This is a genomic window from Rhodanobacter sp. Root179, assembly GCF_001428465.1.
GTDB lineage: Bacteria > Pseudomonadota > Gammaproteobacteria > Xanthomonadales > Rhodanobacteraceae > Rhodanobacter.
This window is the reverse complement of sequence record NZ_LMHR01000018.1, coordinates 1-10571: the sequence shown is the minus strand read 5'-3', so window position 1 is coordinate 10571 and position 10571 is coordinate 1. Positions and strand designations below refer to the sequence as shown.

The following is a 10571-nucleotide window of genomic DNA, read 5'->3' as shown; positions in this document are numbered from 1 at the left end:
ATGAAGCAGTCATGCAAGTGACTGTTTCATGTGAGCGAGTCCGGGCGTGTACCGGACTCGCGATAGAAGAAAACCACAGGAAGTGGCTTTCTTCACAGGCGCTGAGCGCAGGACGATCGTCTCGTGCAGAGGGTGAGTCGGGGCCGATGGCGCCTCGACGGTTCCCGCGATGTTCCGTGCGCAACGGGTGGGTTCAGGCAGGCGCGCTGCGTCAGCGGGACGACGCTGACGCGATTTCCTTCCTGGTGAGGTTGCAACGCAGCGTGTCGTCGCTGCCGTCTTCGTAATCCTGGCGCGAACGGTAGCCCGTGGCATTCCAGTATTCCGGATGTTCGGCATCCCGCTCCAGCGAAATCACCGCGAAGGCGCAAGCGGAACCCGGCTTCAACAGGAAGACCCTGTGCGTCGCGCCGCCAACGGCGGGCTGGTCGAGAACTTCGTAGGATGTTTTTGCACAGCTCGCGAACGGGGTGTGCCACGCGATGATCTTGGCCTGCACCAACAGGACGCCCCGACATTGCCGGCCGCTTCCCTCGAACTGGCCAGTCAGCATGCCATCGCCTGCGTTGGCGCAACCGACCAGCAGGATCAGGCCCGCCAGCACGGCCATCCTGCGTCGGATCACGGCCGGCATGGCGGAACGTTCCCCTGCTGGATGACCGACAGGGCGAAATCCAGCTTTTTCGCGTAGGCCGCGTCACCACCGCCGTTGTAATACATGGCGACGTTTGCCGTGGTGGCAGCCCGCCACCCCGCGATGACCGTTTGGCGGGAGGCCTTTTGATATTTCAGAACCTGGCCTGGGTGCAGCACACGCACCCCGGGGTTCAATGCCTGCATGACCGCAACCGTGCTTCCGTGCGCATGCGCCAGCTTGTCGAAGCTGTCGCCAGCCTTCACGGTCAGCTGGTGGATCGTGTTGTCCTTGTCGAGCACGTCCTTCACCTCGAACCTTGCGAGTTTCAGCAGCAGATAACCCACGCCCGCGCGAATGTTGTAAAGCGGCGTCGTGCGCACGTCCTTCCTGGTCAGCGGCGGCTTCCAGGCCGGAAGAATCAGGCCCGACGCCGGCGCTCCCGACAGCAACTGATCCAGCCCTGGATCATTGAACATGCCGATCTGCATCGGGTTCGACTTCCACAAGCTTGCCGCCGCGCCAGTTTCCGTCCACGCCATGGCCTTGATCAACCGCCAGTCGAGCGGGACGTAGCCCGAGCTCGGTTTCAGGTGCGTGTTGAACTCCCCGACGGTTCTTCTGATGTCGGCGTCGTATTCGGCCCACTTTGTATCGCAGCGGGCACGACGAATCGTGTCCTGCCACTTCTGGAAACCCGACTTCGCATGGGGCGGCCCCGCCATCTGCGCATCTCCTCCGTCAAATCCGGGCGCCGAGCCGGTGCCGGATACCGGCCACGTCGGGCTGCACTGCGGCGTTGAACGCCAACGTCGAGGGTAGCGCTGGAGCTGCTGCGGGAATCCCGAAAAGTGCGTAGGCAGATACCGACTCGCCAGCTGCCCTGCAAGGGACCGGCCGGACAATCCGCCGGGGTCACATGGCGCGGCGGATCGCGCGTCGCTGCGGTCGGCACAACGCCAGCACCTGCCGCGGCAGCGTCGGCTCCAGCACCAGCACCACCATCAGTGGCGCACCGCCCAGCCAGAACGCCGGCGTCCAGCCGAGCAGCTCCGTATGAGCTGGCACCAGCATGCTCAGAAGCAACAGGGTTCCGCCCAGCAACCAGAGCACGGCGGCGCCGAGCAGGCGCAGGTGGCGCGGCGAGGGCAGGACGGGCATGCGCATGGGAGTTCTCCTCGGACAGGTTGTCCGCAAGTTGCCGGACCGCCATCTCATCACCTGCGACTTCGCTTCCCCAAAAATCCGGCTTGTAGAATGGTTGCCAGACATCCTGCGGGGAATCGCATGCCCATCGCCCAGTTCGCCGTATTCGGCCATCCGATCAGTCATTCGCTGTCCCCGCGCATCCACCAGGCGTTCGCGCAACAGTTCGGCATCGAACTGGAATACCGTGCGATCGACGCGGCACCAGCCGATTTCGCCGAGGCAGTGCGGCGGTTTTTTGCCACCGGCGGCCGCGGCGCCAACGTCACCCTGCCGCACAAGGCCGCCGCTTTCGCACTGGCTGGCCAGCGCAGCGCGGCCGCCACCCGCGCCGGCAGCGCGAACGTGCTGACCCGGCTGCCTGACGGCCGGCTGGCGGCGCACAACACCGATGGTGCGGGCATGGTGCGCGACATCACCGAACGCCACGGCCTGGACCTGCGCGGCCACACCGCGCTGCTGCTGGGCGCGGGCGGCGCCGCGCATGGCGTGGCGTGGAACCTGCTGGACGCCGGCGTAGAAACGCTGACCATCGTCAACCGTTCGCCCGAGGCGGCCGACGTGCTGGCCGACGCGATCGGCGACCCGGCGCGTGCGCACACGCGCTACTGGGACGACCTGGCCAATATCGGCAGCTACGACCTGATCGTCAACGCGACCTCGGCCGGCGTGCTGGGCGTGGCGCTGCAACTGCCGTTTTCGCTGATCGGCGCGCGTGCGCTGTGCTACGACCTGTCCTATGGCCCCGCCGCCGGCAGCTTCCTGGCCTGGGCGAAGGCGGCGCGCGCGCGCTATGCGGTCGACGGCCTCGGCATGCTGGTGGAAACCGCGGCCGACGCGTTCGAGTTGTGGCATGGCCGGCGCCCCGAGACTGAACCGGTCTATCAGTCCCTGCGTCAGCAAGCCGCGTGAGTTCGGTGATTTGCCGGGTCGGTTGCGGCGCCTGCTGCATCGCGCCGTCGATCTCCTCGCCGATCCCCGGCATGCCACAAGGCAAGCCGGCCGGCGTGCGCTGCGTGCAGCTCACCGACGACAATCGCTGCGCGATCTTCGGCCAGCCCGAGCGCCCGGCGGTGTGCAGCAGCCTGCGTGCCGAACCGGCGATGTGCGGTACGGATCGCGCCCATGCGCTGGCGTGGCTGGCGCGACTGGAAGCGGCCACGGCGACGACGTGAAGCGCCGCGCCACATGACTGCAACAAAGCGCCGCCAAGATACCGCCACCCGCCGGGAGCGCGTCGACGACGGAAGCTCCAGCGCGCGGCCATCGCTTGTGCAGCAGGTGTCATGTCCCGCTTTCTTTCCGCCGTATCGCATCGATACGCGCTTGTTCTTGTCTCATTGCTGGTGCTGGTCGCGGCCGCCGCGATTTTCTGGCATGGCCAGGCGGCGAATGCCACGATCGACGACACCACGTTGTCGGCTGGCGAGGTGAACGAGGCATCGACCGACGATGCGCAGAGCGGCAGCGCTATCCTGCTCGGGCTGGCCCGCGACGCGATGCGGGACGGCCGGCTGGTGGCGCCGGCCGGCAGCAACGCGTTCGAGTTTTACCTCAGCGTGCTGCAGCTGGAGCCCGAAAACCGGACCGCCCACGAGGCCCTGCGCGAATCCTTCGTGCGCGCCTCGGAAGAGATCGAACGCACCATCAACCGGAAAGACCTCGAAGAGGCTCGGCGCGAGATCGACCTGCTGCGCGAGTTCGACAGCAACAACTTCACGCTGGCCCTGCTTGGCGGCAAGCTTTCCGCGGCGCGCAACATCATGACGAAGCAGCACGAGGCGGAGGCGGAGCGCATCCGCCAGGCAAGGGCCGCGGGAAGCTGAACTGGCATGGGTGTCAACGCAGCAACGGTCCTGCCTTCCGCAGCAGCAAGGCGACCAGCTCCGGCTGCATGAACGCGTAGTGGTCGGGGATGTCGAGGCAGATCACCTTCTTGCCGCGCAGCCGGCGGCGATGGCGCGCCTGCAGACGCCGCCGATGGGCCGCCTCCATCACCACGATGAGTTCGGCCCAGTCCAGCTGTTCGGCGCTGAGCAGCGTTTCGGCATCGTCGGCGAGACCAGCCGAATCCACCTCGAGCTCCGGCCACGTGCCGAACACCTGTTCGGCGGTGGGACTGCGCAGCCGGTTGCGGCTGCACAGGAACAGCACGCGCCGTGCGCTCATTCGGCTCCGGCCAGGTAGCGGTCCTTCAGCCGCACGTAGTGGTCGGCCGAATAATGCAGCTGCTCGATCTGCCGGTCGCTGAGCAGGCGCACGAACCGCGCCGGATTGCCCAGCCACAGTTCGCGCTCGCCGACCACCTTGCCCGGCGCCACCAGGCTGCCGGCGCCGACGAAGCCGTATTTGTGGACGACCGCGCCGTCCATCACGGTGGCGTGCATGCCGATCATGCAGTAGTCGCCGATGGTGCAGGCGTGCACCACGGCGGCGTGGCCGATGGTGACGCCCGCGCCGATCAGGCAGGGAAAGCCCGGACCGTACGGACCGACGTGGGCCACGTGCACCACGCTGCCGTCCTGGATGCTGGTCCTTGCGCCGACGCGGATGTGGTGGACGTCGCCGCGCAGCACCGTGCCGGGCCAGATCGAGACGTCGTCGCCGAGCACCACGTCACCGATCACGCTGGCGGCCGGGTCGACGTAGACGCGTTGGCCGAGGGTGGGCGTGACGCCCTGGAAGCTGCGCAAGGAGTTCATCCGGGCATTCTAGCGGCGGGGGCCGCGTCGTCACGTCGCCGCGCTTGATTTCGCCCGTCCCGGTCGCCACGCTGGCGCATCGCAAAGGAGCGTTCATGAGTCACGACAACCCCCTGCTGGCTGACGACACCCTGCCGGCGTTCTCGCAGATCCGTCCCGAACACGTGCTGCCGGCCGTCGAGTCCCTTCTGGCCGACTACCGCGCCGGCATCGACGCCTTGCTGGCGCCCGCGGCGCCGCGTGACTTCGCCACGGTGATGCTGACCCAGGAAAGGCTGGAACAACGCCTGGCGCGCGCCTGGGCGCCGGTGTCCCATCTGCATTCCGTCGCCGACAGCGAGGCGCTGCGCGAGGTCTACGCGCCGGCCGAGGAAAAGCTCACCGATCACGCGATCGAACTGGGCCAGAACCGCGAACTGTACGCCGCGGTGCAGGCGCTGGCCGATGCCGCGGACTTTCCGTCGCTGCCACGGCCGGAGCGTGCGCTGGTCGAGCACGCCTTGCGGGACTTCCGCCTGTCCGGCGTGGCGCTCGAAGAGCCGGCGCGCTCGCGCTTCCGCGAGATCGGCGTCGAGCTCAGCAAGCTTTCGACCGAATTTTCCAACGCCGTGCTCGATGCCAGCGAGGCGTGGCACGAACACGTCACCGACGAGCGTGATCTCGCCGGGATCCCCGACTCCGGTCGCGCAGTGCTGCGCCAGTACGCCGAAGACCAGCAGCTGGATGGCTACCTGGTCACCCTGAAGCAGCCCAGCGTGCAGGCGGTGCTGACCTACGCCGACAACCGCGGCCTGCGCGAACGGGTGTACTGGGCGTACCAGACGCGCGCCTCGGACCAGGGCCCGAACGCGGGCAAGTTCGACAACAGCGCGCGCATCGAGCAGATCATGGCGCTGCGCCACGAGGCGGCCGGGCTGCTGGGCTTCGCCAACGCCGCCGAGGAGTCGCTGGCGACCAAGATGGCCGGCTCGCCGGCCGAGGTGCTGGAATTCCTGCACGACCTGGCCGCCCGGGCCAAGCCGGTGGCGCAACAGGAACTGGCCACCTTGCGCGCCTTCGCCCGCGAGGAATTGCAGCTCGACAACCTCGAACCGTGGGACGTCGGCTATGCGTCGGAGAAGCTGCGCCAGCGCGAGTACGCACTGGACGAGGAACAACTGAAGCCGTACTTCCCCTTGCCGGCGGTGATCGACGGACTGTTCGGCCTCACCGAAAGGCTCTACGGCATCACCCTCGCCGCGCGCGATGGCGTCGATGTGTGGCATCCGGACGTGCGCTATTACGACGTGCGTGATGCCGACGGCCAGGTGTTCGCCGGCGCCTATGTCGACCTGTACGCGCGCAACGGCAAGCGCGGCGGCGCGTGGATGGACGTCTGCCGCGCCCGCTTCGACGACGGCGACCGGAAGCAGCGGCCGGTGGCTTTCCTCACCTGCAATTTCGCGCCGCCGACCGAGGGTAAGCCGGCCCTGCTCACCCACGACGACGTGCTGACCCTGTTCCACGAATTCGGCCACGGCCTGCACCACTTGCTGACCGGGATCGAGCTGCCCTCGATCGGCGGCATCGATGGCGTCGAATGGGACGCGGTGGAGCTGCCCAGTCAGTTCATGGAGAACTTCGGCTGGAACCGCGAGGCGCTGGACCTGTTCGCGAAGCATTACGAGACCGGCGAACGCCTGCCGGACGCCTTGTTCGACCGCATGCTGGCCGCGCGCCACTTCCACGCCGGCCTGTTCCTGGTGCGCCAGCTGGAATTCGCCCTGTTCGATTTCCTGCTGCACCTGGAGTACGAGCCGACGCAGGGCGCGCGCACGCTGGCGGTGCTGGAGCAGGTCCGCAAGCAGGTGGCCGTGCTGCATCCGCCGGCCTGGCAGCGTTTTCCGCACGGCTTCAGCCACATCTTCGCCGGCGGTTACGCCGCCGGTTACTACAGCTATCTGTGGGCCGAACTGCTCAGCGCCGATGCGTTCGGCGAGTTCGAGGAGCATGGCGTCATCGATCGCGCCACCGGCGAACGCTTCCGCGCCGAGTTCCTGTCGGTGGGCGCCAGCCGGCCGGCGCTGGAAAGCTTCATCGCCTTCCGTGGCCGCAAGCCGGAACCCGAGGCGCTGCTGCGCAGCCACGGGCTGGCCTGATCGACGCAACGCCGCGGCCACCGCCGCGGCGTTGTTCGGGCAAGGCCAAACGCCGGGCAAGAAAAAACCCGCCGAAGCGGGTTTCTTCAAGATCGCTCAATTCCCGGGGGAATCAGGCAACCTGGACTTCCTCAGCCTGCAGGCCTTTCTGGCCCTTGGTGACGACGAACGTGACGCGCTGGCCTTCCTGCAGGGACTTGAAGCCCGTGCCCTGGATCGCGCGGAAATGCACGAACAGGTCGTCACCGCTTTCCGGGGTGATGAAGCCAAAACCCTTGGCGTCGTTGAACCACTTGACTGTACCGCTCTGACGATCCGACATGTAACATTACCTTTGAAGCATGGATGATTTGCGGCCCTGGCGACGTGCGCCGAACCGCAATAGAAGCAAGGGGTCGCCTTTACGCGGTACTCTTGCTCGACCAGCATACACCGTATTTCGGCGGTTTGGTGGGTTTTCGGGCAAACATCTCCGAACCCGCGTTCCCGTTCATCGAAACCGCCCCTTTTTCCCCGAGACCGCGTCGTGGCGCGCCGTGGCGCTCGCCTGCGCTGCCTCGTGCCGGCGCTTCCCCTTACAATGACCCGATGAAAATCGCCTCGTGGAACGTCAATTCGCTGAAAGTGCGCCTGCCGCACCTGACCCAGTGGCTGGCCGACGCGCAGCCGGACGTGGTGGCGCTGCAGGAAACCAAGCTGGAAGACGCGAAGTTTCCGGTCGACGAGCTGGCCGCCGCCGGCTACCGGGCGGTGTATTCCGGCCAGAAGACCTACAACGGGGTGGCGATCCTGGCCCGCGAGGAACCCGCCGACATCGTCACCGATATTCCCGGCCTGGATGATCCGCAGCGGCGCATCCTGGCGGCGACCGTCGGCGGCCTGCGGGTGGTCGACCTGTACGTGGTCAACGGCAAGGCGGTCGGCGACGAAAAATACGCCTACAAGCTGGACTGGATGGCCCGGGTACGCGAGTTCCTGGCCCGCGAACACGAGCGGTACCCGAACCTGGTGGTGCTGGGCGATTTCAACATCTGCCCGGACGATCGCGACGTCTACGATCCGGTGGCCTGGGGCGAGGACATCCTCTGCTCGCCGCCGGAACGCGCCGCGCTGAAGGCGATCACCGACCTCGGCCTGCACGACAGCTTCCGCCTGTTCCAGCCCGAGCCCGGGCACTTCAGCTGGTGGGACTATCGGCAGGCGGCATTCCGCCGCAACATGGGCCTGCGCATCGATCTGATCCTGATCGGCGAGGCGTTGAAATCCGCTGCCACGGCGGCAGCGATCGACCGCGAACCGCGACGCTGGGAACGCCCTTCCGATCACACGCCGGTGACGCTGGAACTGGATATATGAACGACATGACGAAAGCCGAATGGCCCAGCTCGCTGGACGACAACGAACTGGAAGAACTGGACCTCTACCTGCGCGCGCACACCGGCGAAGGCGACCTGCTGCTCGATGGCGTCCACGGCCTGCTCAGCGCGCTGGCGGTGGGCCCGCTGCTGGTGCTGCCCGACGAATGGCTGCATGAAGTGCTGCACGAGCCGTTCACTGACGAGGACGAAGGCAATCGCGTGCTGGCCCTGCTGGCCAAGCTCAACGATTCGATCAGCGCCGAACTCGACGTCGATGCCTACGAGCCGATCCTGGGCGAGGTGGAGATGGAAGGCGGCCCGATGCTGTCGGCCGCGGGCTGGTGCGAGGGCTTCAGCCGCGGCATCGACCTGCGCGCTGCGCTGTGGGAAAACCGTCTGGCCGAAGACCCGCAACTGATGGAACTGCTGGGCCCGGTGATGGCGTTGGCCGTCGACGAAGGCATCCTCAGCGCCGACACCGAATTCGAGAAGCTCAGCGAAGAAGAATACGACGAGTGCCTGTCCCAGGTGCCGACCGTGCTTGGCGCGGTCAACCAGTACTGGCAGACCAAACCCGCCACCGAGGCCGAAGTGGAGACGATGGTGCTGCAACAACGCCCGGGCAAGCAGGAAGAAGCCACCCCGCCGCGCCAGCGCAGCGGCCACTGGGTGCACTGAACAGGGTCCTGCGGGAGGCTGCTGGCGCGTTACTGCGAAACGGAAGCTGCCATGTCCGAAGTCGGCCTGTACACCCCGCTCAACACGCTCAAGCCGGTCGCGTCCGGGATCTGGATCGCCGATGGCCCGCTGGTGCAGATGGCCGCAGTCGGCATGCGCGTGCCGTTTCCCACCCGCATGACGGTGGTGCGGCTGGCCGATGGCGGTTTGTGGTGCCACTCGCCGATTGCGCCTGACGAAGCCTTGTTCGCCGCGATCGACGCACTCGGCCCGGTGCGTCACCTGATTTCGCCGAACCTGCTGCATTACGCGCACATCGCGGCCTGGAAACGGCGCTATCCGCAGGCGACGGCGTGGGCCTCGCCAGGCGTGCGCCAGCGCGCCGCCAGCCAGCACATCGAGGTCGCGTTCGACGCGGATCTCGATGACGCGCCGCCGCCGGACTGGGCCGCCGCGATCGACCAGCTGCGCTTCCGTGGCAGCCGGGTGCTGCAGGAAATCGTGTTCCTGCATCGCGCCAGCGCCACACTGATCCTCACTGACCTGATCGAGAACTTCGAAGCTGGGAAGCTGCCCACGGCGATGCGCTGGATGGCGCGACTGGGCGGCGTGACCGATCCCGACGGCAAGGCGCCGCTGGACATGCGCCTGACCTATCTCGGGCACAAGGACGAAGCGCGCGCCTGCCTGGCGCGGATGCTGGCCTGGCAGCCGCAACGGGTGATCCTCGCCCACGGTCGCTGCTATCTGGAAAACGCGGAGGCCGAGCTGGCCCGGGCATTCCGCTGGCTCGACTGACCCCGGCGTTGCCCCTGCCGGAACGATCCGTTCCCGCGCCGGTGCTTGGACAAACGGTCAAACGGGGCCATCTTGGCGGGCAGTTCTTCCCTTTACCGGAGCAAGTCATGAGCGATCGCCACATCACCCGCCGCATCCGCGGCATGGACACCTCCGACGGCGCGGGCGTGAAGCTGAAGCGCGTGATCGGCCAGCCCGGGCTGGACATGCTCGACCCGTTCCTGCTGCTGGACGAGTTCCGCTCCGACCAGGCCGGCGACTACATCGCGGGCTTCCCGGAACATCCGCATCGCGGCTTCGAGACCGTCACCTACATGCTGGCCGGCCACATGCAGCACGGCGACAACCACGGCAACCGGGGCAATCTGGTGCCCGGCAGCGTGCAGTGGATGACTGCGGGCCGCGGCATCCTGCATTCGGAAATGCCGCAGCAGGAAAACGGCCTGATGTGGGGTTTCCAGCTGTGGGTGAACCTGCCGGCGGCCGACAAGATGACCGCGCCGCGCTACCAGGACATCGGCCCGGAACGGATCCCGGTGGTGCATCCGGCCGACGGCGTCGAGGTGAAGCTGATCGCCGGCTCGCTGGCCGGTGCCACCGGCCCGGTCGAAGGCATCGTCACCGCACCGGTGTACCTGGACATCAGCCTGCAGCCTGGCGCGCAGTTCACGCTGGATCTGCCCGCCGGCCATCATGGCTTCGCCTACGTGTTCGAGGGCGAATCGGCCCTGGTCGGCGGCGAATCACTGCAGCGCAGCGAACTGGGCGTGCTGTCCGAAGGCGGGCAACTGAAGCTGGCGGGTACTGACAAACCGTCACGTCTGCTGGTCGTCGCCGGCAAGCCGCTGAACGAGAGCGTGGCGCGCTACGGGCCGTTCGTGATGAACACGCCCGAGCAGATCCACGAGGCGATCGCCGACTTCCGCGCCGGCCGCTTTTAACCAAATAACGCGCTTCTTGCGCGTTGCTCCCTCTCCCTCCGGGTGAGGGTCCACGCGTCCAGCGTTGCCTGGGCGAAGCGCGCTTCCGTCGAAAGGGGCGGGCACTGCCCGCCGCT

General features: G+C 67.1%; 14 protein-coding genes. 8 read left to right on the top strand and 6 right to left on the bottom strand.

The window, feature by feature from the left end; translation table 11 throughout:
* Positions 1 to 211 precede the first annotated feature (211 nt).
* The 3 genes from ASD82_RS00385 to ASD82_RS00375 all read right to left on the bottom strand — a co-directional run bounded on the left by ASD82_RS00385 (position 212) and on the right by ASD82_RS00375 (position 1801).
* Complete coding sequence (locus ASD82_RS00385; RefSeq protein WP_056713814.1) at positions 212 to 634, bottom strand: hypothetical protein; 423 nt, start codon at positions 632 to 634, stop codon at positions 212 to 214.
* Positions 622 to 1359: a LysM domain-containing protein gene (locus ASD82_RS00380; protein WP_056713811.1), complete on the bottom strand. Its 738-nt coding sequence runs from the start codon at positions 1357 to 1359 to the stop codon at positions 622 to 624. The genes ASD82_RS00385 and ASD82_RS00380 overlap by 13 nt, the downstream gene beginning before the upstream one ends.
* A 190-nt stretch (positions 1360 to 1549) precedes the next feature.
* On the bottom strand, positions 1550 to 1801 hold the full coding sequence (locus ASD82_RS00375) for a hypothetical protein (RefSeq protein ID WP_056713806.1): 252 nt from the start codon (positions 1799 to 1801) through the stop codon (positions 1550 to 1552).
* Positions 1802 to 1921: 120 nt separating this feature from the next.
* Here ASD82_RS00375 and aroE point away from each other — a divergent pair, with 120 nt between their 5' ends.
* The 3 genes from aroE to ASD82_RS00360 all read left to right on the top strand — a co-directional run bounded on the left by aroE (position 1922) and on the right by ASD82_RS00360 (position 3666).
* Complete coding sequence (gene aroE, locus ASD82_RS00370; RefSeq protein ID WP_056713803.1) at positions 1922 to 2752, top strand: shikimate dehydrogenase; 831 nt, start codon at positions 1922 to 1924, stop codon at positions 2750 to 2752.
* Positions 2749 to 3015 carry a YkgJ family cysteine cluster protein gene (locus tag ASD82_RS00365; RefSeq protein WP_056713800.1) on the top strand — a complete coding sequence of 89 codons (267 nt, stop codon included), beginning with the start codon at positions 2749 to 2751 and terminating at the stop codon, positions 3013 to 3015. Before aroE ends, ASD82_RS00365 begins: the two co-directional genes overlap by 4 nt.
* Before the next feature lie 111 nt (positions 3016 to 3126).
* A complete protein-coding gene (locus tag ASD82_RS00360; RefSeq protein ID WP_056713797.1) occupies positions 3127 to 3666 on the top strand; it encodes a hypothetical protein in 540 nt (179 codons plus the stop codon).
* Between the two features lie 13 nt (positions 3667 to 3679).
* On the opposite strand, the gene ASD82_RS00355 is transcribed toward ASD82_RS00360, so the two are convergent.
* Together ASD82_RS00355 and ASD82_RS00350 are read right to left on the bottom strand one after the other, a co-directional pair.
* Positions 3680 to 4009, bottom strand: coding sequence for a hypothetical protein (locus ASD82_RS00355; RefSeq protein ID WP_056713794.1), 330 nt, complete (start codon positions 4007 to 4009; stop codon positions 3680 to 3682).
* Positions 4006 to 4542, bottom strand: a complete 537-nt coding sequence (locus ASD82_RS00350) for a gamma carbonic anhydrase family protein (RefSeq protein WP_056713791.1) — start codon at positions 4540 to 4542, stop codon at positions 4006 to 4008. The genes ASD82_RS00355 and ASD82_RS00350 overlap by 4 nt, the downstream gene beginning before the upstream one ends.
* A gap of 95 nt (positions 4543 to 4637) precedes the next feature.
* Here ASD82_RS00350 and ASD82_RS00345 point away from each other — a divergent pair, with 95 nt between their 5' ends.
* Positions 4638 to 6680 carry a M3 family metallopeptidase gene (locus ASD82_RS00345; RefSeq protein ID WP_056713788.1) on the top strand — a complete coding sequence of 681 codons (2043 nt, stop codon included), beginning with the start codon at positions 4638 to 4640 and terminating at the stop codon, positions 6678 to 6680.
* A 112-nt stretch (positions 6681 to 6792) separates the two neighbouring features.
* On the opposite strand, the gene ASD82_RS00340 is transcribed toward ASD82_RS00345, so the two are convergent.
* The gene (locus ASD82_RS00340) at positions 6793 to 7002 is read right to left on the bottom strand and encodes a cold-shock protein (RefSeq protein ID WP_007809889.1); all 210 of its coding nucleotides are present in this window, start codon (positions 7000 to 7002) and stop codon (positions 6793 to 6795) included.
* Between the two features lie 266 nt (positions 7003 to 7268).
* On the opposite strand from ASD82_RS00340, the gene xth reads away from it, so the two are divergent.
* From xth to ASD82_RS00320, 4 genes are all read left to right on the top strand, one after another.
* A complete protein-coding gene (gene xth, locus ASD82_RS00335) occupies positions 7269 to 8036 on the top strand; it encodes an exodeoxyribonuclease III (protein WP_056713787.1) in 768 nt (255 codons plus the stop codon).
* 5 nt (positions 8037 to 8041) lie between these two features.
* Positions 8042 to 8716, top strand: coding sequence for a YecA family protein (locus ASD82_RS00330; RefSeq protein WP_082585195.1), 675 nt, complete (start codon positions 8042 to 8044; stop codon positions 8714 to 8716).
* A gap of 51 nt (positions 8717 to 8767) precedes the next feature.
* Positions 8768 to 9514 (top strand): DUF4336 domain-containing protein, encoded by a 747-nt coding sequence (locus ASD82_RS00325; RefSeq protein ID WP_056713780.1) that lies wholly within the window; start codon positions 8768 to 8770, stop codon positions 9512 to 9514.
* Between the two features lie 107 nt (positions 9515 to 9621).
* The gene (locus tag ASD82_RS00320; RefSeq protein WP_056713778.1) at positions 9622 to 10455 is read left to right on the top strand and encodes a pirin family protein; all 834 of its coding nucleotides are present in this window, start codon (positions 9622 to 9624) and stop codon (positions 10453 to 10455) included.
* The last annotated feature ends 116 nt before the right edge of the window (positions 10456 to 10571 follow it).

Bases quoted from the DNA above. Each gene is read 5' to 3' on its own strand.
- ASD82_RS00385 (WP_056713814.1), bottom strand. From the start codon at position 634: ATGCCGGCCGTGATCCGACGCAGGATGGCCGTGCTGGCGGGCCTGATC.
- ASD82_RS00380 (WP_056713811.1), bottom strand. From the start codon at position 1,359: ATGGCGGGGCCGCCCCATGCGAAGTCGGGTTTCCAGAAGTGGCAGGAC.
- ASD82_RS00375 (WP_056713806.1), bottom strand. From the start codon at position 1,801: ATGCGCATGCCCGTCCTGCCCTCGCCGCGCCACCTGCGCCTGCTCGGC.
- aroE (WP_056713803.1), top strand. From the start codon at position 1,922: ATGCCCATCGCCCAGTTCGCCGTATTCGGCCATCCGATCAGTCATTCG.
- ASD82_RS00360 (WP_056713797.1), top strand. From the start codon at position 3,127: ATGTCCCGCTTTCTTTCCGCCGTATCGCATCGATACGCGCTTGTTCTT.
- ASD82_RS00355 (WP_056713794.1), bottom strand. From the start codon at position 4,009: ATGAGCGCACGGCGCGTGCTGTTCCTGTGCAGCCGCAACCGGCTGCGC.
- ASD82_RS00350 (WP_056713791.1), bottom strand. From the start codon at position 4,542: ATGAACTCCTTGCGCAGCTTCCAGGGCGTCACGCCCACCCTCGGCCAA.
- ASD82_RS00345 (WP_056713788.1), top strand. From the start codon at position 4,638: ATGAGTCACGACAACCCCCTGCTGGCTGACGACACCCTGCCGGCGTTC.
- ASD82_RS00340 (WP_007809889.1), bottom strand. From the start codon at position 7,002: ATGTCGGATCGTCAGAGCGGTACAGTCAAGTGGTTCAACGACGCCAAG.
- xth (WP_056713787.1), top strand. From the start codon at position 7,269: ATGAAAATCGCCTCGTGGAACGTCAATTCGCTGAAAGTGCGCCTGCCG.
- ASD82_RS00330 (WP_082585195.1), top strand. From the start codon at position 8,042: ATGACGAAAGCCGAATGGCCCAGCTCGCTGGACGACAACGAACTGGAA.
- ASD82_RS00325 (WP_056713780.1), top strand. From the start codon at position 8,768: ATGTCCGAAGTCGGCCTGTACACCCCGCTCAACACGCTCAAGCCGGTC.
- ASD82_RS00320 (WP_056713778.1), top strand. From the start codon at position 9,622: ATGAGCGATCGCCACATCACCCGCCGCATCCGCGGCATGGACACCTCC.